Here is a 20,095-nt window from a genome sequence, read left to right as displayed (position 1 = left end):
GCCCATTTCACCCAGATAGCGGACGATTACCCCGACCCTTGTTAGTAAATGGCACATTGATTTCGGTAATACCGGACAAAATAGTTCCTCGAAATCGGCCGATTACTGCCCCACCGTCGGAGCTGAAGGTGGATTCATCGCATCGGGGCCGTGGCGAATGAGGCGGCCTCAGACCGGAACGACACTACAGATTACAATCCTAATTCTGTAATATAATTCGAGGTGTCGACAACCACGGTGACGCATTCGATACGGCCTGATACGTGGTGAATGGGGTCCGGTATTGCCGGAATGTAGCCTGTCAGAAGCCTGGTGTCCCGTTAGAACGACCGAACACTACTGAAGACGGCTACGTGGGCAAACGAAACGGCCGCGAGAAACCGAAGCAACATCGAAACCGCTCCCGGTGAGTCGGGTACGGTCATCAGTAAAATAGCGTCTACCCGACGATCCGAGGAATCGAGCGGCGTAGACGGTGCTTTCGGAGACGTTCGGAGATTCCGAACACCGATCGACGCGTTCGCGGCCGAACTCGCCGATCTCCGCCTATCTGGCGTGTTCGACGCTGTCAGCGACTCGCTGTCCGCTGTAGAGTCGCGATCAGCGAAATCCAGTGCTCGGCCGCGACTTCAGCCATATCTCGCGCGGGGCCGGTCGGAGACCGATCGGGCGGAGATATCCAGCGAGAGGTTCTGCGAGGGGAAGCTATATCCGCCGCGGGGCCCAGGATTTCGGTACTCATCATGCCAGAGACTATCGAACAGGGGCCCCGAGCGGGCAGCCACTGGCCCGCCGAGGACGAGACGTTCGCGGACCCGACGAGCGGCGCGCGCGTGCGCCGGCTGACGAGCTATCCCGAGGTCGGCGACTATCACCTCTACTTCACCGAAGACGGCTGGTACGACGACGGCCGCCGCCTCCTCTTTCGCTCCGACCGGGACGGCTCCCGCCAGCTGTACTCGATCGACCTGGAGTCGGACCTGATCACGCAGATCACCGACATTGAGGGGTTCCGCGGCGGGACCTCGATCGACCACGACGCGGAACTCGTGTACTTCTGGGTTCACGACCGACTGGTGAGTCTCGACCTCCGGACGCTGCGCGTCGACGGCGTCCACTACGAGGTCCCCGACGGCTGGAACGGCGGGTCCCTCGACGTGAACGCCGACGGGAGCCGGCTCTACGTCGCCATCGGCGAGGACGTGGAGGTGCCCGAGCGCGACGACAAGCTCACCGGGACGTTCGAGGCAGCGCCGGACACGCGGATCCTGTCGGCCCCGACCGACGGCGGCGAACCGGAACGCCTCAGAGAGGTCGACGTCTGGGCCAGCAGTCACGTCAACGCCTCCCCGACGCGCCCCGAACTGTTCACCTACTGCGAGGAGGGACCGTGGGACGCCGTCGAGAACCGCATCTGGTCGGTGAACGCCGAGACGGGCGAGACGTGGAAAGTCCGGGAGGTACCCGAAGCGGGCGGCGTCGGCCACGAGTACTGGATGCGGGACGGCGAGCGCATCGGCTACCACGGCTCGCTGAAGGACCCGCAGGGCCGCGAGCGCGTCGACGACCCCGACCCGTTCATCGGGAGTTCACGCTACGACGACACGGACCGCCGCGAGACCGCTCTCCCGGACGAGGTGTACGCGCTGACACACACGCATGCCAACTCGCCCGAGTTGCTGGTCTGCGACGGCACGTTCGAGGAGGTGCCCCACAGCCTGCTGTACCGGTGGGACGACGAAGCCGGCGAGTACGAGGGGCCGCGCATCCTCGCGACGCACGACTGGGACCACCGGGGCCCACACCCCCACACGCGGTTCAGTCCCGACGGCTCGCACGTGCTGTTCGACTCCGCCCGCTACGACGGGTCGAGCAACCTCTATCTCGCCGAGGTGCCCGACTTCGAAGAGTTGCCCGAGTACGAGAGCGACAGAGTGTAACCCCGGACGGGTCCGCTGGATCCTCCGGGCGAGGTTGGAAATATTGACAGTTCCCCCCCTGCGAACGCGTCGGACTCGGACCTGAGCGGAGGCTGGGGCTGGTCCTATCCGTTCTCGGACTACGAGGGAGAACGAGTCGGCGAGGAGGGCGGCGGGCCGGCGCTCGTATTACTGCCCGTCCATCGGAACGGCCCCGTTACGACGAGTTGGGAGGGGGAGTCCACGGCGACAGCCTCCGAGACCGATGATCCGAGAGCGACAACCACCGAGAGCGAAGGCCGACGGACCGCGAGCGGCGACGTCGCACCCCGGGAACGCCTGTTCGCGTTCCACGAGCAGCCGTCGATGCCGCCGAGCCTCACCGTGATGGTCCGCGAGGGCGACTGGAAGTACGTCCACCTCGCCAACGGCGGCCGCGAGCAGCTGTTCGACGTCGCCGCCGATCCCGACGAGACCGAGCAACTCGTCGACGAGTTCCCCGAAGTGGTCGAGCGGCTCCACGACGCGGCCGTCGAGCACTGCCGACAGCGCGGGTACGACGAGGCCGTCGCGAACGGCTCGCTGGCCTCGTACCCGTTCCGTCGGCTCGACGGCGTGCGCGGCGGTGACTACCCCGCACGTCCCAGCGACCTGCTGCCGGACGACGCCTAGATCGTCAGCAGCTTTTCGAGCACTTCCTCGCTGACCCCTCGGTCGGGGTCGAACGCGTCCGACGCCGCGTACTCGACCAGTGACCGTCCGAAGGCTCGCACCGAGGGATCGTCGTCGGCCGCGAACAGGTCCGCGGCGCAGACCAGCAAGCTCCCCTCGCCGACGGCCGTCTCGAAGACGAGGCCGAGCCGCTGATTGCGTTCGATGTTGTCGATCATCGAGATTAGCGGTTCGAACTCGTCCGGCGCGTCGTCCAGTACGATCGGGCGGGCGTTCGAGAGGAGGTGCCACCACTGCCAGTCGCCGTGAGCCTCCGTCGGGAAGTCGTCGAACAGGGGGTGGTCGGAGTCGCAGAGCGGGCCCATCGTCCCAGGGGGCGCGTTGCGCTTGAACAGCGCGTACGACCAGAAACAGGGCGCGAACGCCGACTTCACGGAGTGGCGCACGTCGTCGTGGCGAGGGACGAGGATCACGTCCTCGCCCGATTCCAGCGACTCGCGAGTTTCCTCGTCGAACGCTCTGCTGACGGTCACTGGCGCGTCCGCGGATCCGCCAAAGGACTCCGAGTCCGCGTCGACCGCGGGTAGGTCGGCGGGGTACACCCACACGTCGTAGTCGGTGGCGGCATCGGTTGCCGCGACGGACACCGAGAGCGTGAGACGAACGGGCGCGTCGACGTCGGCGTTCTCCAGCGCGTTCCCGAAGCCAACCTCGACGGCCCCCAGATCGACCAGTTCCCCCTGGGGTACGTCAGCGGCGGGGAGCGTTCCGTCCGCGATCACGGCGTCCGAATCGCCGGCCCAATCGGCGGTTGTCAGCGTCCACTCGGCGGCGACGCTCTCGTGGCTCGCTGGGCCGAAGTGCGCCAGTTGCACGTCCGCGGCGAGCGATTCGTCGGCGGCGAACGTCCGCGCGTCCATCCGGACCAGCGGGACGCTCTCGGCGCAGAACTGGCGCCACTCGGCGGGCTCGATAAGCCCCTTCGATTCACGGAAGGCGTCGAGGATCCCCACGAGCGCGGTCCCCTGCCCCGGGAAATCCTCCAGTTGCAGGAGCTGGAACCCACCGAACCCGGGCGTCCGCAGGGCTGCCTCGACCTCCTCGCGGTAGCACTGCACCGAGAGGCGCCCGGAGGCATCGCTGAACGCCTCCGCGCGGTCCAGCAGACCGTGGGCCTCAAGGTGGTCGCGCTTGAGTTCGAGGTTCCGGGGGGCGAGGACGCCGCCGTAGCGCTCCAGCCCCGCGAAGTCCGGGTAGGTCTGGTACTGCCCGATCTCGTGGGCGACGACGGGGATCGGGATGTCCTCGACGGCCTCGCGGTAGTCGGTCGTCGTCGCGGGCGGCGCGTCGTCGATGGCGGCCCCGCGGACCATCTCGCGGCCCGAGTCGACGTCGGTCGGGTCCGGCGGGACCGACGCGGTCGTCCAGTAGTCGTCCGCCTCGGTCAGCGTCGAGTCGCTGAGGCCGTTGTACGAGCCGCAGGCGTAGAGGCGACGCGGGTCCCGGTCGCGGAGCGATTCGACCAGATCGCTCATCGCCGCGAAGTCGCCCGCGAGTTCGTTACCGAGCGCGAACATCACGAACGAGGGGTGGTTCCCGTACTCGTCGAGGATCCGCTCGGCCTCGGCGCGGTAGAACGCGGCCGCCTCCCGGTCCTCGAAGGCGCCGCCGTTGTTCCACAGCGGGAGTTCCGGCTGGAGGTAGATCCCCAGGTCGTCGGCGGCGCGGAACGCGGCCTCCGGGGGACACCAGCTGTGGAAGCGGTAGTGGTTGAGGCCGTACTCGCGGGCGGTCTCGAAGACCTCGCGCCACGCCGCCTCGTCGGTCGGCGGGTAGCCCGTCTCCGGGAAGATGCAACAGTCGACGTTCCCGCGGAGGAAGGTCGTCTTCCCGTTGACGGCGAAGCGCGTCCCGTCGCGCTCGAACGACCGGACGCCGAAGACCGTCTCGGTGGCGTGACGGTACGCTGCGCCGGTAGCAGCGGTCGTACCTGCGCCCTCGGCTGTCGCGTCCAGCGTCGCGGTCAGTTCGTAGTGGTCGGGATCGAACTCGTCCCACCGGAGCGGGTCGCCGAGGTCGTACTCGACCTCGACGGTCGCCGACTCGCCGTCGACCCGAAACGACGCCGTCTCGGGAGCGACGGTGTGAGTCCCGTCGGCGCTCTCGGCGGCGAGTTCGACGGATCCCTCGGCGACGCCGCCGGTCCGGTTGCCGACGGTCACCGCGACCCGCGCGGTCCCGGCCGCGGGCTCGGGAGAGACCCGACAGTCGTCGATCCAGACGGGGTCGGTGGCGACCAGTTCCAGGTCGCCGACGACGCCGTTCCAGTTGGTCTGGGTGTGTTCGGTCGCGGCGTGCGAGCGCTGGACGCCCGGGAACGCGACCGGGTCCGAGCCGGTGTCGATCCGGAGCGCGACGGCGTGTTCGCCGGGGTCGAGAGCGTCGCTGAGGTCGTACTCGTGTGGCGTCGAGAGGCTGTCCCCGCGGCCGGCGGGGTCGCCGTCGACCCAGACGCGGACCGGCCGCGTGCGTTCGAGCCGGAGGACCACCCGTCGGTCGGCCCACGCGTCCGGTATCTCGACGGTCGTGCGGTACCAGGCGGCGCCCTCGTAGCGGTAGCGGCGGGTCAGGTGTCCCGGCGTCCGCTCGGTCGTGCGCTCGCCTTTCTCGGCTTCGTCGGTCGTCCCGGGGAGCCCGATGCCGTCGTCGAGGACTGTCGGTGGAGAACACTCGGCGTCGCCCCCGTCGTCGGGGTCGAGCGCGAACTCCCAGCGATCGGCGAGGCTAATCCGGTCGGTCGAAGCGTCGGTCATCGACCCGACAGACGGCCGAGTCTGCCATAACGCTGGCGCCGGCGGAAGCGGATCCGCGGCTCACTCCCCGGCGGTTTCGAGCGGACGGGTCTCGGTGACGACGACGGCCCGTCCGGACCGCTCGTAGGACGGATCGACGAACTGGAGCGGGTCGTCGCGCTCGCCGTCGCGGATCCAGTTCGACTCGACCCAGGAGCGAGTCGCGTCGAGGGTCGCCTCTCCCTCGGGGAAGGTGGCGACGAACCGACGGTCTACCACCGGGTCCTCGAATGCCTCGGTCGGGGCCGGTGCCGTCGTCTCGGTCGGCGTCGCCGTCTCGGTCTGCGTCTCGACCGGCGTCGCCTCGGTCGCGGTCGACGGAGGCGACCCGGCCGTGGCGTCAGCGGCCGTCGCGACCGGCGTCGTAGTAGCGATCGCCTCCCGGCCCGCCCAGCGGACCGTCAGCGCGAATCCGCCCGCACGGGCACCGTCGGGCGCCCAGGAACTCCCGGAGAAGGTCCCGCCGTCGGTGCGAAAGCGCGCGAAGACGAAGTCCGCCTCGGGGAGGCGTTCGACGAGCGCACGGTCGGCCGCCGAGTAGCAGTGGCCGGGGTGGGCGTCGGCCCGGGCGGTGTCGAGGAGTCGCTCGATGCGCCCCCCCGCGTCGGCGGCGACCGGGTCGGCGGCCTTCGGCGCGACGACGACGTACTCCTCGTCGAAGGCGACGGCGTTGACCTTGTTGTCGGAGACGCCGCGGCGCTGGAACCCGCGGTAGTCCGAGGCCTTGGTGAGTTCCGCACTTCGGAAGCCGGTCCCCTGGAGCCGGGTGAGCCAGCGCCAGCGCTCCTCCGAGTAGTCGAAGACGACGTACAGCGCGGGGCGCTCGCTGGGCGGCCGGAGCGCGGTCACCCGGTCAAGGTCGGGAAACGGCATCGCGGCGGCCTCCGCGAGTTCGCGGCTGTACCACAGGTACGGCCGCAGTCCGCGGTAGAGGGCGGAGTGCGGCGTCAGGAACCGGGGCCGGGCGCTGACGAACGCGACCGTGGGCGCGTCGTAGTCGCCGGGACGGAGGCGCAGGAGCCAGTCGTCGTACAGCGCCCGGGTGCCGGTGTCGCCGGAGGCGCACGTCGACTCGCGGGGGGTCGGCGTCCCGCCGCCGAGGACGCCCCGCTGGCATCCCGCCAGCGACGTCGCCCCGACCGCGCCCCCGAGCGCCCGCAGACAGGCCCGCCGCGTGTGGTCGTCAGTCCGACCCGACTCGTCCATGCGTGCCGGTCGGCGTGGTCCGAACAAAAGGGTGCCGTTCACCTGCGACGAGCGCCAGCGCCGTCCGCCAGTTCGCCGGGAGACGGCGCCACGGGGCTGAGTGGACGGCATGGGACGGAGACGAGACCGAACAGAGCGTCCCGAAACGGATATATCACCCCTCGTGAATATGTCACTACATGACGACCTTCGATCGGCGATCGGTCCTCACAGCGCTGGGTGGCGTGGCCGGAGCGGGAGTGCTGGCCGGGTGCTCGGAGTCGTCGGGGAGCGGCACGGACGACGGGAGCAACTACGTGGGCGACACGGCGACGATCGACGGCCTCGACCTGACGCTCCTCGCCGGTGACCTCCGCCAGCGCGTGACGGTGACACCCAGACGGTTCGACGAGGGGAGTGACGGCACGCCGGAGGGAACGCAAGCGAGCCGGACTGTCCAGAGCGACGACGGCCGGCAGTTCGTCGTGGTCGTCCTCCGACTCTCGAACGGCACGGACGAACCGCTCGGCGTGCCGATGCCCGGCGGGACGGCCATCTCGGAGGGCGAGATCTACCTCCACAAGCGCGGGACGAAGAGCAATCCCACCGACGAGAACCTCACGCAGGTCCCGGCGGAAGGCGACGCCCCGCTGACCGTCGGCGGCAGGTACGCGCACGACGGAACGACCTACGACCGCCTCACGTTCGCTCTCGGCGACTATCAGGCCGAGCTCCCGGCGGGCGAGTCGGCCGCGGGGTGGATCCTCTACGAGGTCGGCGCGGACGTGACGCCCGACCGGTTGAAACTCGTCGCCGACCGCAATCCCAGGACGGTGACCCAGCGCGCCGAGTGGGAACTGGCGAACTCCGCGGAGTGAGCGGCGCCGCGACCGACGCAGTCACTCGGCCGTCTCGATGCGGTCGACCGTGAGGTTGGCGTACTCGCCGATCAGCGGCGCGGTCTGCCGGAAGCCGATCTTGCCGCCGCCGCGGACGGGCCCCGTCCGCTCGTCGTCGGTCCACGACAGCACCGGGAGGTCCTCGACCGAGAGCGTCACGTCGGGGCCGTCCTTGACGACGGTGATCCGGTAGGGCGGGTCCGCGGCCCCGACGTCGGGGATCGGATCGGCTCCCCGGGCGACGAGGTGGTCGCCGCGGCTCTTGCGGAGCGTGACGGTCCGGAGCGCGCCGTCGGCGCGGGCGCTCCCGCCGCGGCGGTAGTACGACGCGTGCAGGGCGTCGACGTCGCCCGCGGTGTACTCCTCGTAGGCGCCGGTCCGGTCGGGCAGGTCCGGGTCGAGCAGGTCCTCGCCGCCGCGGCCCTCCGCGGCGAGAAAGAACGTGCTCAGCCCGGGACCGGCGACGGGCCAGAAGTCCCAGGAGACGGCGATGCCGTCGGGGAAGGTCTTCGGGCACCAGTAGACGAACTGGGGGCCGTCCCGGCGCTCGCTCTCCAGGCGGAGGCGGCCGTGCGGAAACGTGACGGCGGCCGCGCCCTCCAAGACGAAGTCCGCGACGTCGGCGGGGCCGCCCAGTGGATTCTCGTACAGTCGGTCTCGCGTCTCGTACGCCACCATGTAACGGCCTGAGCTTCACCGCCGGCCCACAAATAATTGCAGGTTGCCAACATACACCACATTCACCCGAGTTGTTCGAGACGCGAAGGGCCGGGAGCGGACGGTAGTAACTGCTCGACACCGGCAGAACACGGACGGACGCGGACGTACACACCGGTCGCCACTCACACCGGCGCTCAGCGGATCCGTGAGGCGCCCGTACGCTGTCCGGGTGACCGGAAGACGTAGTCGCGGCGAGCCGCCTCCGCTCCGAACGGACGACCCGGTCCCCGCGGACGGCGCGTCACAGGGTTTTAGACGTATCGGGGGGTAGAGGGGGGCATGAACAGGCAGTTCTGGAAGGGGATCCTCATCGTCCTCCTGATCATGCAGGGGATCCTCGTCGCGTCGATGCTGTCGGTCGGGCGGGGAACGCCGACGTTCGTCGTGTCGGTCCTGGCGACGATTCACGTCGTCGCCGGGATGGCGATCATCGGGTCGATGCTCTACTTCGAGTGGGACCCGTTCGAACCGCTCCGGTAGGAAGAAACCGGCCTCAGCTCGCGCCCGGCCCGGTCTTGTCCCGGGCGATCGAGATGCCGCGGGACACGTACAGGACGAGGTAGCCGAACAGGCCGAGCGTTCCGGCGCCGACGCCGTAGATTGCGAACCACCCGGCCGCGATCGGCGGGACGCCCGGCACGTCGACGACGCTCAGGACGCCGGCGACGGCGAACAGGAACGCCGAGACGAGCAGCAACAGGCCGAGTATCGGGTGGTCGAAGTAGTCCGACAGCAGTGAGGCGAAGTGCCGTATCATGTGTGAATTGTTGTCGTGATCTCAGTTAGTGGTTGCGGTGCTACAGCGGGATCTCGCGGTCCCCGCCGTGGATCGACTCGCTGTCCCAGTACTCGTGGGAGGGGTCCTCGCGGAAACAGGCCGCCCGGTGCTCGCGCTCCTCGCCGCCGATGAGGTCCGGATCGACCTCGGTACAGACCTCGTGTGCCTTCGGACACGTGGTGTGGAACCGGCAGCCGCTGGGGATGTTCCGCGGGTCGGGCGCCTCCTCGGACATCATCGGCGACTCGTCGGTGATCGTCTTGCGAGCGTCGTCGGGGTCCAGCGGGAGCGACGCCCACTTGAGGATCTGCGTGTAGGGGTGGCTGGGGTCGTTGATGATCTCGTCGGCCGTCCCGACCTCGACGATCCGACCGAGGTACATCACCGCGATGCGGCCGTCGGCCTTGTCGGCGATGTAGCGGGCGTTGGTGAGGTTGTGCGAGACGAACAGGTAGGAGGTGCCGAACATCTCCTGCAGGTCGAGCAGGAGGTCCATGATCTCGATCCGCAGCGAGACGTCCAGCGCCGAGACCACCTCGTCGGCGAGGATCAGGTCCGGTTCGAGCAGCATCGCGCGGATGATCGCCACGCGCTGTTTCTCGCCGCCGCTGAGCTCGTGCGGATACCGCTCCATGTAGTCCTCGGCGGGCGTGACGCCCGTGGTCCGGAGCATGGTCGCGATGCGCTCCTGGCGGTCGTTGAGGTCCATCTCGGGGTACCACAGCTTCAGCGGTTCGGCCAGTTGCGACCGGATCGTCCGGTAGGGGTTCATCGCCGCGTCGGAGTCCTGGTGGACGATCTGCAGCGCCCGACGGACGTCCTCGGCGTACACCTCGCCCGCGTGTTCGCCGCGTTCGACGTCCTGAATGTCGTACCCGCGGTACTTGACCGACCCCGCGGTGGGCTCCTGGAGCCCGATGGCGGTCCGGCCCAGCGTCGTCTTGCCCGACCCGGACTCGCCGATCAGGACGACGACGTCCTCCTCACCGACTTCCAGTGAGACGTCGTCGACCGCGTGGACCGGCTCTTCGCCCATCCCGAGGCGCTCGGTCAGGCTGTCGGGGAGCGCCGACTCGAGCAGCGACTCGTCCTGATACTCGACGGAGACGTTCTCCATCGACAGCACCGGTTCGTCGTTGTCGATCACGTCCTCGTCCGTGTCGATCGTGCTCATTCTGAATCGTCCTCCGAGAGCTTGACGGGCAGTTCCTTCCGGGCGCGGTCCGGGTAGAAACAGGCCACGTCGTGGTCGTCTTCCAGTTCGATCAGGTCCGGGTCCTCGATGGTACAGCGGTCGTCGGCGATGGGGCACCGCGGACTGTAGGAACACCCCGAGGGGATGTTGATCGGGTCCGGGCTCGATCCCTCGATCGTGGTGATGTCGTCGACGTCCATCGCCAGGTTCGGCGTCGACCGCAAGAGCGCCCGCGTGTAGGGATGTGCGCCCTCGTGCATCACGTCCCGCGTCTCGCCGAGTTCGACGAACTCGAAGGCGTACATGACGCCGAGCCGGTCGACGAACCCCGAGACCACCGGGAGGTCGTGGCTGATGACGATCAGCGTGATGTCGTACTCCTCTTTGATGTCGTAGAGCAGCCGCAGGATCGACCGCTGCATCAGGAGATCCAGCGCCGCCGTCGGCTCGTCGAGGATCAGTACCTCGGGTTCGAGGAGCAGCCCCAGCGCGACCAGCGCCCGCTGGCGCTGGCCGCCCGAGAGCTCGTGCTGGTACTCGCCCAGGATGGCGTCGGGGTCGAGGTTGAGGTCCCGCATGATCGACCGGGCCCGCTCCATCCCTTCCTCCTTGTCGGCGTTGTGCGCCGAGAGGGTCTCCTCGAAGTGCGTCCGGATCGGCTTGGTCGGGTTGAACGAACTCATCGCCCCCTGGGAGACCAGCGCGATCTCCTCCCAGCGGAGCCGCTTGGTGTCGCCGCCTTCCAGTTCCGTGATCTCGACCGGGTCGCCCCCGTCGGGGTAGTAGGTGATGCTCCCCTGGAGGACGCCCGGTTCCTCGACGGCGTCCATCAGCGTCGAGGCGAACATCGACTTGCCCGACCCCGACTCGCCGACGATGCCGAGGGTCTCCCCGCGGTAGATGTCGAGATTGATCTCGTTCAGGACACGCGCCTGCCCGCGACCCATGTCGTAGGTGACAGTGGCGTCGCGGACCTCCAGGACGGTGTCGCGGTCCGCCTGCGGTCGTTCCGTCGCGAATTGTGATTCAGACATGTGTGATCACTGGAATCCCATCTGCGAGACGCCGCTATCTTCGATGTCAGACTCGTCGATGTCCTCTTCGACCTCGGCCTTGCGAGCCTCGTGGCGCGCCCGCACCCGCGGGTTGAAGACCTGGTCGAACGCCTGCGCGAGCAGCGTCAGCCCGAAGGTCAACAGCGCGATGGTCAGCGCCGGCACCAGCAGCCAGTGAGCGTTCTCGAACGACGCGAGGATGCTCGAGTTGTCGTAGGCGCTGTTGAGGACGACGCCCCAGTTGGCGCTGGTGTACGGCAGCAGGCCCAGGAAGTACAGGCCGACCGACGCGAAGATGACCGTGCGCGCGGTCGACATGAACCGCAGCGTCACCAGCGGGAGCAGGTCGGGGAGGACCTGCTTCATCAGCACGGTCGAGGTCGACTGTCCCATGGTCCGGGAGGCCTCGACGTACTCGACGTTCCGGAGCGGGAGGACCTGCGAGCGGATCCCGCGGGCCAGCCCCGCCCACGCCTGGACGGTCAGGATGACCCCGATCAGGTAGGGGTTGCGCGGCTCGATGATCGCCGCGAGGATCAGAAGCAGCGGGAGCCCCGGGATCGACGCCACCACGTCGGTGATCGTCATGAGGATCTTGTCGGTGTTGCCGCCGGTGTAGCCGCTGACGAGGCCGACGACGACCCCGAGCGTGTTCCCGAATATGGCGCCCGCGAGCATCATCTTCAGCATCTTCGGCGTCGCGTGGACCATCAGCGGCATGAGACCGCGCCCGACGCCGTCGGCGCCGAGCAGGTACCGCAGGTTCGTCTGCTCGAGCGGGCTCAGGAGCCGGTTGATCGGGTCGACCGCCGGCTCGGGGACGACGACGACCCCGACGGTCCCGACGAGCACGTAGAACGTCACGATGAGCAGTCCGAACCGCCCGCGGTAGTCGCTCCAGAGCACGCGAAGGGGCGCGACGACCCAGCGGTTGAACACGACCTCGTAGACGTCCATCGCGGTCGCGTCGTAGTCGGACTGCGATCTGAACGGCGATTCCTCGTCTTTCTCGGCCGGAGTTTCTCCAGTTCCCATCTCTTGTCACCCCATGCTGGACTGCTCGGCCCGCGGATCGATCAGCGAGTACGTGAAGTCGGCTATCAGCGTCCCCGCGACGAATATGATCGTCGTGAAGATCAGCGACGTCGTCATCAGCGGGAAGTCCCGCTGGACCGTCGCGTCGTACATCAGCTTGCCCATCCCCCTGTAGACGAAGATCTCTTCGAGGATGATCGACCCGCCGATCAGGCCGGCCAGCCCCAGGACGATCCCCGTGTACATCGGGAGGATCGCGTTGCGGGCGAGATAGCGCGTCGAGATAGTGTACGTCGACAGGCCCCGGAGCTCGGCGTTGCGGATGTGGCCCTCGCCGAGCAGGCGGATCGAGTTCGCGCGCAGGCTGAGCGCGTTCCCGCCGAATCCTATCGTTATCCCCGAGAGTATCGGTAACGCCGCGTGGTTGAACACCCCCGCGATGAACGGGTAGTTGAACCCGGGCGTCGTGTCGGTGTTGAACCGCCCACCCGTCGGGAACCACTCGAGGTTGTAGGAGAACAGGAACAGCAGGAGGATGGCCACGATGTAGTAGGGTATCGAACTGGCGGCCAGCATCGAGACCGTCAGCCCGACGTCCATCTTCGTCCCCTCGTAGTAGGCCATCAGCGACCCGAGGACGATCCCCGCGACGAGGCCGTAGACCAGCCCCGCCGAGGAGATGAAGATCGTCCACGGCGCCGCCTCCAGGATGAGCTGGACGTTCGACGCGCCGGGGTCGACGATCACCGACGTCCCGAAGTCGCCCTGTATCGCGCCCTGCATGTAGGAGATGTACTTCTCCCAGATCGGGCCCGGCGTGTAGTTCATCTGGGACTGCATGACCTCGTTTATCTCCTCCAGCGTCGGGTTCGGCGGCAGCCCGTAGGCGCCCGGGTTCTGCTGGATCTCCGCCCGGAGGTAGGCAGTCGGGTCCCCCGGCATCATGCGTATGAACACGAACCCCAGAGTGATGATACTGTACAGCGTGATTACTGCCTGCAGTAATCGATTCCGCAGGTATCCCATTGCTATCGAATGGCACAAGCTAGCAGGATAAAAAGGTTTGGTAACCCCTCTCAGGACCGGGAATACGGCCGCTTAGCTGTCCGGTGAGAACGGTCCGCGGTCGAGGACCGGACCCGACGCGGCGGATCCACTCCATTGCCGTGACGAACCGGCGAGATCAGCCGTCAGTGCTGGCAGCGATCGCGACGGTGGAACGGTGGACGCCGACTGTCCGGCGGGACGGCAGGCTGGCTCAGAGAGACTCGCCTTCCTCGACGATGCGCTGGCGCTTCTGGTAGATCATGTAGCCGCAACTGACGGCGATGACCGCGCCGAGGACGCCGTAGGCGAGGAGTTCGCCCACGGTCAGGACGGCCGAGAGCACGAGCACCGCGCCGATCGCCGCCCCGACGTAGTAGGGCGTGTTGCTCCGGACGTCCCGGCCGCAGTTCGGACAACTCTCGGCGTCGATCGGGAAAGTTTCACGACATCGTCGGCAGAGGATCTTGTTACCGTCGGCGCTCATACGTGCCTGATTCGACGGACCGGACTTAAATTTGTGCCCTTTTCGGGGACGGCGCGGGGACGAACGCGGTCGAGCCCCCGCGTGAACTACCGGCGGTGTCGGCGAGACAGTAGCGGAAAAGCGTCGTCTGACGGGGGAGACCGCAACGGAAAAGCGATGCCTGACGGGCGAGGCCGCGGAGCGGAGCAGTTACCTGACGGTCGGGACCGGGACCTCGTCGAGGACGTCCTGGACGACCTCGTCCTTCTCGACGTCGTTGACCTCGGCCTCGGGCGTGAGCACGAGTCGGTGGGAGAGGACGGGCTTTGCGATCTTCTTCACGTCGTCGGGGGTCGCGTAGTCGCGGCCCTCGATGACCGCGCGGGCGCGAGTGCACTCGAACAGGCGCTGGGTCCCGCGCGGGGAGACGCCCGTGCGGACGCGGTGGTCCTCCCGGGTCATCCGGCAGATCTCCTTGAGGTAGACGAGCAGGTCCTCGTCGGTCTGGACCGTCTCGACGACGTCCTGCAGGGCCTGGACCTCCTCGGGGCTGTCCATGACCCGCCCGGACTCGGGGGTCGACTGGGTGCGGCCGGCCCGGCGGCGCAGGATCTCGAGTTCGCCCTCGTCGTCGGGGTAACCGAGCGAGGTCTTGACGAAGAAGCGGTCGACCTGCGCTTCGGGGAGCGGGAACGTCCCCTCCTGCTCGACGGGGTTCTGGGTCGCGATGACGAAGAACGGCTCGGGCAGCTGCCGGGTCTCCCCCTCGATGGTGACCTGCTTCTCCTGCATCGCCTCCAGCAGCGCCGCCTGGGTCTTCGGCGGTGCGCGGTTGATCTCGTCGGCGAGGACGACGTTACCGAAGATCGGGCCCGGCTGGAACTCGAACTGGTTGTCCCGCTCGTTGTAGATGTTCGTCCCGGAGACGTCGTTCGGCAACAGATCCGGGGTGAACTGGATGCGCGAGAAGTCCAGCCCGAAGGCGTTGGAGAAGCTCATCGCCGTCAGCGTCTTCCCGGTCCCCGGCACGTCCTCCAGCAGGACGTGACCCTCCGCGAGGATGGCCAGCAGGACCTCTTCGAGGAAGTCCCGGTCCGCGATGACAGCGGACTGGATCTCTTCGATGATCTGGTCGCACCGCTCGCTGGCCTCCTGGATGGTGAACTCTCCGGTAGACGTACTCATACCATGCCAATCCCATCGATCGGACTTATGTTTGTCGGTTCTCAGAACCTCGGCCGGTCACGACACCGCCGCTGTCGGCCGGATCGTTCTCGGAACGGACTGCGTCGAGCGGCCGGCGAGTCCAAAAGGAGCGAGTGCGGCCGGATCGACGGCCGCTTCAGGTCCGGATCGCCCAGATGAGGAACACGAGCGCCAGCGAGAGCATCCCGAGCGCCGCCATCGGGCGGCCGCCGCTCCCGACGACGTAGACGCCGTAGCCGACGCCGGTCGCGACCATCGCGACGATAGTCGCGGCGGAGGCGTGGATGATCTCGTTGCGCCGGGTTCGCGAACTGGCGCCGATCTGTTCGCCGAGGCTGATCGCGTTCTGGCCGAAGTTCCAGGCCAGGATCGTCGCGGCCGCGCTGACCAGCAGTATCTCCGGGCCGGTGCCGAACAGGCCGGCGATCAGCACCGAGAGGAAGAGGCCGGCCGCGCCCATCGTCACGCGGAGACGGCTCGACCCCATGAACAGGCCCGACGCGAGGACGGCGATGCCGCCGAAGCCCAGCGGGACCGCGTACAGCGCGAAGGGAGCGCTGGTCACGCCGGCGATCACCGCGGCGACGACGGCCGCGATCGAACTGACTCTCGTCGGCGAGTGGTCGACCGTGACGGTCGAGAAGTCCTCCTGTTCGACGCTCATACGGCCCACCTCTGTCGTGCCTCGTCGAGTGCAAGTCCGAGCATGCTGTCGTATTCCCAGTCGACGACGCGGATGTCCCGCTCGCGGAGCGTCGCGATCCGCATGGTCCGTTCGATGCGGGCCAGCCGCTGGCCCACGGTCCGGTCGGCCGTCGGGTCGGGGCTGATGACCGTCACCCGGTGGCCCGACGAGTCGAGGCGGCGGGCGACCTCGACCGTGTAGTCGTCCGTCAGCGGCGAGAACAACACGAGCTGTGACTCCGGCGAGAGCTGGCTCCTGACGTGGGTCATCGGGTCCACGTAGTGGCCCTCGGTCTCCGCCTCCTCGGGCGGCGTCGAGGACATCGCCGGGTGGCTCGCGAACATCCGGCGAGCGCGTTCGAGGTGCGCGTCACCGGCGCTGGGCGCGAGCCAACAGGGCACCGTGTCGAACGCCGCGAGCCCGACCATGTTGCCCTGGTCGGAGAGTGCGCCGAAGGCCTCGACGGCCGCTTCGACGCTGCGGTCGACAGCGTGGTGTTCGCCCGGTTCCGGCGCGACGTAGGAGGCGTCGCGCGCGTCGAACAGGAACACCAGCGAGGCCGCCCGCTCCAGGCGGAAGTCGATGGTCGCCAGTTCGCCCGTGCGGGCCTGGCGCTTCCAGTCGATGCGGTTCATCGGGTCGCTCTCGCGGTACTCGCGGACCGCGAAGAACTCCAGACCGGAGCCGCCCGTGGAGGTGTTCTCCTGGCCGGAGTACAGCGAGGTCTGCTGGCGGACGGGCATCTCCGCGGTCGTCCGCAGCGAGGGGACGCACTGGATCTCCCCCTCGACGTCGACGATGGCCTCGCGCTCGAGCGCCCCGGAGAAGTCGCGGCCGATCGCGAGCAGCGGCCACTCGTGGGTGCCGCGCTCGGCGACGACCTGGTAGGTGAACGTGGCGGTGTCGCCCGATCCGAGGGCGGTCGCCAGCCGGGGCGTCCCGCTCACCACGCGCATGTTCCCGGGCACGCGGTCGACCAGCCGCAGGTCGGGGACGAACGAGCCGCCGGTGTTCTCGACGGTGACGGTCACCTCGACGACCTCGCCGGGCGTCACGTCCGACTCGTCGAACGTGCGCTCGACCTCCAGGGCCGCCAGCCTGGGGGGCACCGCCGCGCGAGCGTACGCCGAGAACGCGACGCCGAGGACGGCCACGAGGACGACGGCGGGCGTCGCGGTGATGACGCCCCAGCCGATTGCCACGAGCGCGAAGGCGGTGACGCCGCGCCACTGCCCCGTCTCGATCAGCTCGTTGTAGACGATGGAGTCGGTGATCCGCTCGGCGTTCTCGTCGACGTACTGGTCGCGGTAGCCGGCCTGGGCGCGCGGCCCCTCGTCGCCGTCGCCGCCGCGGAGCCCCGAGAGCAGTCCGCCGCTGTCGCCGTCGTCGGTCGTCACCTCGGGCTCGGTGGCCGTCTCGATGCCGGCGTACTCGGCGATCGCGTCGACGGTGGTGTCGACCCACTGCTCGTAGGGCGTCTCGTCGTCGCCGAGCCACCGGTCGAGCCGGGACTGGCTGGGCGGCGAGCCGCCGGCGAAGAACGAGGCGGCCTGGTAGTTGTCGGTCCACTCGCCTTCCTCGAGCTGGTGGACCGCCTCCGCGCGCGTGCAGTTCTCGCGCTGGCGGATGGCCGACACCGCGGCCTCGGCCAGGCGCTCCTGGATCTGGTCGCGGTACTCCGAGGTCCCCTGCCGGAGGTGGGTCAGCCGGTAGAGCGTCAGGTCCAGGTCCGACCCCGGCGCGGGGAACGACCGCGGGAGCTCGACGTCCGGGATCGCCGTCTGGTCGACCCCGCCCTTGTACGCCGTCCGGATCGCCCACAGCCCCAGCAGGAACGCCACGAGGCCCGCGAGCGCCACGACGGCGAACGTCGAGGGGAGCATGTCCGCGAACGGGTCGACGAGCAGGTACGTGGCCGCCCCGAGGATGAACACGACCGCACCGATGGCGGCAAGCGCCAACCGGACGACGTCGTCTACGTCCATCGGCACCACCCCGGACTACCCGCGTCGGTACTCGCGCCGTTCGTCGTCGTGTTACTGTGACTCATCGTTCTGGCCCTCCCGTTGGTCGCCGTCGGTCTGGTCGTCGCCGCTGTACTCCGACTCGATGTTCCGGAGGATGTCGAGCGCCTGGTCCTCGCGGTCCGCGGCGTCGCGGCCGCCGTAGCGGACCTCGTTGAACAGCCGCGTGAGCTCTCGCACGTGGTCTTCGGCCATGCCCAGCGCGATCGCCGTCTCCGCGAACTCCCCGGGGGTGTACATCTCCGGGTCGTCGACGTCGAGCAGGTCGGTCATCTCGACCCACGCGCGGTAGACCGCGTTGTCGACGTCGGCGTTGTGTTCCTCGATGCGGTCGGCCGCACGGCCCGCCGCCTCGGCGAACTGGTCGAGGTCGGGGCCGTCGTCGATCTCGTCGTCCTCGACGACGACGATCTCTTCCTCGCCCATCGAGCGGTAGAGCGCTCCGACCGCACCGACGAGGACGAGGCCGACCAGCAGCCCGATGGCCCACGAGGGGACGTTCGTCAGCGGCGAGACGGGCGCGGTGTCGCCGCCGGGGATGGGGTTACCACCGCCTCCCCCGGGCGGTCCGCTGGGCCCCGAGGACGCGCAGTTGGTCCCGAGGAAGTACACCAGCGCCACCGGCGGGAGGAGCGCCCAGCTGGTCAGCAGCGCCGCGGAGAAGTTGAACCGGTGGTAGACCAGCCCGATCACGCCCAGGAAGCCCACCACGACGAGCAGGGTCCCGAGGGTGGAACTGAGAAACTCGATACACGCCGATATCTGGAGGACGTTACGCTCGGGCGTGTCGCTCGGGTTCCCCGATCCGAACTCCCCGGGCCCGCTGGGGTTCTCCTGTCCGGGCTGTTCCCCCTGATCGGGCTGTTCGATGATCCCGCCGCCCCCGCCCCCGCCGATGGTCTGGGCGGAGTCGACCGTCGCCGCGATCATCCCGATACCCACGATACAGAGGATCGCGACGATCAGCGGCATCGCGACGTCTCGACTGACACTCTGGCTCATGCGACGCCGCCAACCCCGTGACCGAGCGTGTCGAGTCGAACGCCGGTGCCGTCCGATCCGATAATTGCACTGTCGGTAACGCGTCTCATACTACACTGAATGAGCGGTCACCTGTTTAAGTTTTTTCCGATGGCCGGGAACAGCCCGCCGAGAACCGTCGAAACGCCGTCTTCGGGGCAGCGGCTCTCGGGCGCCGCTTCGCGCCCGGATCGGCAGACCGCGTCGGGGGGAGTGCTGCGAGCCGATCGGAGCGACGGCCCCCGCCGCCGTCGCGGACGATTTATACGCGCTCCCCGGTTCTGGTTCGGCAATGAGTCGCGCTCGCACGGCGGAGGTGCCCTGGCGGTGACGGACCCCGGCCTCGCGGAGACACCGCGCTTCCGGCGCGTCCCGCGCGAGGGGATCGACCGCTATCGCCTCGTCGACCCGACCCGGAGCGTCGGCCCCCGGCGGGTGGCCCCCGTCAGCACCGACCGGTCCGTCTGGCTGTACGCCGGTGGGGAGACGCCGACGCTCGGCGTCCTCGACGCGGAGACCGGCGCCGTCCAGTCCGCGACGGCCGCGACGCCCGACGGCCCGACGCCGTTGGTCGACGCCGAATCGGGAACGGCCTACGTCCTCGACGGCCACGCCGTCGCGGCGCACGACCCGGAGCGGCCGGCGGAACCGCGGTCGGTCGGCCGGTTCGACCCCGGAACCGTTCCGGGCACGGCCGCCGCTGGGCTGACCCGCTCGGCCGACGGTGAGCAGTTCGCGGCAGTGTTCGCGACCGACGACGAGTCGCGGCTGGTGACGCTCTCCGCGGAGGAGGGGACGACGGCCGTCTGGCACACCCGCGACCGGCGCTACGACACGGTCCGGTTCAGCCCCTCGGACGCGTCGCTGGCACTGCTGGCGCGAGACGCGACCGACGGCGTCGGCGGGGAGGCGTGGCTGGCCCGCGAGGGGCTGGGCGCTCGGCCGCTCGGGCAGTTGCTTCCCGACCACCACAGCGACCTCCGGTGGAACGAGGGCGGGACGGGCCTCTGGTACGTCGAACCGCGTCGGGGCGTGGGGCTGGTACACCTCGAAGCGGGACGCCGAGAGCGGGTCTGGGCGACGTCCGCGCGGGAGGCCGACGCGACTCGCGACGGCGACCTGCTGGCGGCGACGGTCGCCGACGGTGAGTCCGTTCGCGTGTCGGTCTACGACAGGCGCGACGACCGCGAGCGGACCCTCTCGGACCCGGTTCCGGTGAGCGGCGCGTGGACGCCTCGCCCGCAGTTCGTCTGCGGCGACCGCTGGCTGCTGTACACGGCGACGATCGACGGCGTCCCGCGGGTGACGCTGGTGTCGGTCGACGCGCTCCGGTAAGCGGG

At 68.7% G+C, this 20,095-nt stretch carries 18 protein-coding genes; 5 read left to right on the top strand and 13 right to left on the bottom strand.

The features are described 5' to 3' along the window. Window positions 1-743 precede the first annotated feature (743 nt). The gene (locus PSC72_RS17165; protein ID WP_274322646.1) at window positions 744-1,940 is read left to right on the top strand and encodes an oligogalacturonate lyase family protein; all 1,197 of its coding nucleotides are present in this window, start codon (window positions 744-746) and stop codon (window positions 1,938-1,940) included. Between the two features lie 345 nt (window positions 1,941-2,285). Next, window positions 2,286-2,591: a hypothetical protein gene (locus PSC72_RS17160; RefSeq protein WP_274322645.1), complete on the top strand. Its 306-nt coding sequence runs from the start codon at window positions 2,286-2,288 to the stop codon at window positions 2,589-2,591. Here the strand turns inward: PSC72_RS17160 and PSC72_RS17155 are convergent. Together PSC72_RS17155 and PSC72_RS17150 are read right to left on the bottom strand one after the other, a co-directional pair. After that, entirely contained in the window at window positions 2,588-5,404 is a 2,817-nt protein-coding gene (locus PSC72_RS17155; protein WP_274322644.1) for a sugar-binding domain-containing protein, read from the bottom strand. The two genes, PSC72_RS17160 and PSC72_RS17155, sit on opposite strands and share 4 nt — an antisense overlap. 60 nt (window positions 5,405-5,464) lie before the next feature. Then, window positions 5,465-6,649, bottom strand: a complete 1,185-nt coding sequence (locus PSC72_RS17150; protein ID WP_274322643.1) for a hypothetical protein — start codon at window positions 6,647-6,649, stop codon at window positions 5,465-5,467. Between the two features lie 179 nt (window positions 6,650-6,828). Between PSC72_RS17150 and PSC72_RS17145 the strand changes: the two genes are divergently transcribed. Further along, window positions 6,829-7,506, top strand: coding sequence for a DUF4352 domain-containing protein (locus tag PSC72_RS17145; RefSeq protein WP_274322642.1), 678 nt, complete (start codon window positions 6,829-6,831; stop codon window positions 7,504-7,506). A 21-nt stretch (window positions 7,507-7,527) separates the two neighbouring features. Here PSC72_RS17145 and PSC72_RS17140 read toward each other — a convergent pair whose 3' ends face one another. Then, on the bottom strand, window positions 7,528-8,205 hold the full coding sequence (locus tag PSC72_RS17140; protein ID WP_274322641.1) for a DUF1961 family protein: 678 nt from the start codon (window positions 8,203-8,205) through the stop codon (window positions 7,528-7,530). Between the two features lie 321 nt (window positions 8,206-8,526). Here PSC72_RS17140 and PSC72_RS17135 point away from each other — a divergent pair, with 321 nt between their 5' ends. Continuing rightward, window positions 8,527-8,727, top strand: coding sequence for a hypothetical protein (locus PSC72_RS17135; protein WP_274322640.1), 201 nt, complete (start codon window positions 8,527-8,529; stop codon window positions 8,725-8,727). A 13-nt stretch (window positions 8,728-8,740) separates the two neighbouring features. Here the strand turns inward: PSC72_RS17135 and PSC72_RS17130 are convergent, their stop codons facing one another. The 10 genes from PSC72_RS17130 to PSC72_RS17085 all read right to left on the bottom strand — a co-directional run bounded on the left by PSC72_RS17130 (window position 8,741) and on the right by PSC72_RS17085 (window position 18,737). After that, window positions 8,741-9,004, bottom strand: coding sequence for a hypothetical protein (locus tag PSC72_RS17130; RefSeq protein ID WP_274322639.1), 264 nt, complete (start codon window positions 9,002-9,004; stop codon window positions 8,741-8,743). A gap of 40 nt (window positions 9,005-9,044) precedes the next feature. Further along, complete coding sequence (locus PSC72_RS17125; RefSeq protein ID WP_274322638.1) at window positions 9,045-10,199, bottom strand: ABC transporter ATP-binding protein; 1,155 nt, start codon at window positions 10,197-10,199, stop codon at window positions 9,045-9,047. Further along, a complete protein-coding gene (locus PSC72_RS17120) occupies window positions 10,196-11,254 on the bottom strand; it encodes an ABC transporter ATP-binding protein (protein WP_274322637.1) in 1,059 nt (352 codons plus the stop codon). Before PSC72_RS17120 ends, PSC72_RS17125 begins: the two co-directional genes overlap by 4 nt. 6 nt (window positions 11,255-11,260) lie before the next feature. Continuing rightward, window positions 11,261-12,310 carry an ABC transporter permease gene (locus PSC72_RS17115; RefSeq protein WP_274322636.1) on the bottom strand — a complete coding sequence of 350 codons (1,050 nt, stop codon included), beginning with the start codon at window positions 12,308-12,310 and terminating at the stop codon, window positions 11,261-11,263. Window positions 12,311-12,316: 6 nt separating this feature from the next. Continuing rightward, window positions 12,317-13,336, bottom strand: a complete 1,020-nt coding sequence (locus PSC72_RS17110) for an ABC transporter permease (RefSeq protein WP_274322635.1) — start codon at window positions 13,334-13,336, stop codon at window positions 12,317-12,319. A 232-nt stretch (window positions 13,337-13,568) separates the two neighbouring features. Beyond that, window positions 13,569-13,841, bottom strand: a complete 273-nt coding sequence (locus PSC72_RS17105; RefSeq protein WP_274322634.1) for a hypothetical protein — start codon at window positions 13,839-13,841, stop codon at window positions 13,569-13,571. A 189-nt stretch (window positions 13,842-14,030) separates the two neighbouring features. Beyond that, a complete protein-coding gene (locus PSC72_RS17100) occupies window positions 14,031-15,005 on the bottom strand; it encodes an AAA family ATPase (RefSeq protein ID WP_274322633.1) in 975 nt (324 codons plus the stop codon). Between the two features lie 157 nt (window positions 15,006-15,162). After that, window positions 15,163-15,690, bottom strand: coding sequence for a DUF7519 family protein (locus tag PSC72_RS17095; protein ID WP_274322632.1), 528 nt, complete (start codon window positions 15,688-15,690; stop codon window positions 15,163-15,165). Then, on the bottom strand, window positions 15,687-17,696 hold the full coding sequence (locus tag PSC72_RS17090; RefSeq protein ID WP_274322631.1) for a DUF58 domain-containing protein: 2,010 nt from the start codon (window positions 17,694-17,696) through the stop codon (window positions 15,687-15,689). Before PSC72_RS17090 ends, PSC72_RS17095 begins: the two co-directional genes overlap by 4 nt. Window positions 17,697-17,747: 51 nt before the next feature. Continuing rightward, window positions 17,748-18,737 carry a DUF4129 domain-containing protein gene (locus PSC72_RS17085; protein WP_274322630.1) on the bottom strand — a complete coding sequence of 330 codons (990 nt, stop codon included), beginning with the start codon at window positions 18,735-18,737 and terminating at the stop codon, window positions 17,748-17,750. 345 nt (window positions 18,738-19,082) lie between these two features. On the opposite strand from PSC72_RS17085, the gene PSC72_RS17080 reads away from it, so the two are divergent. Continuing rightward, window positions 19,083-20,090, top strand: a complete 1,008-nt coding sequence (locus PSC72_RS17080; protein ID WP_274322629.1) for a hypothetical protein — start codon at window positions 19,083-19,085, stop codon at window positions 20,088-20,090. The last annotated feature ends 5 nt before the right edge of the window (window positions 20,091-20,095 follow it).

It is taken from the genome of Halosimplex aquaticum (genome assembly GCF_028747785.1).
Taxonomy (GTDB): Archaea; Halobacteriota; Halobacteria; order Halobacteriales; family Haloarculaceae; genus Halosimplex; species Halosimplex aquaticum.
This window is presented reverse-complemented; position numbering and strand designations above follow the sequence as displayed.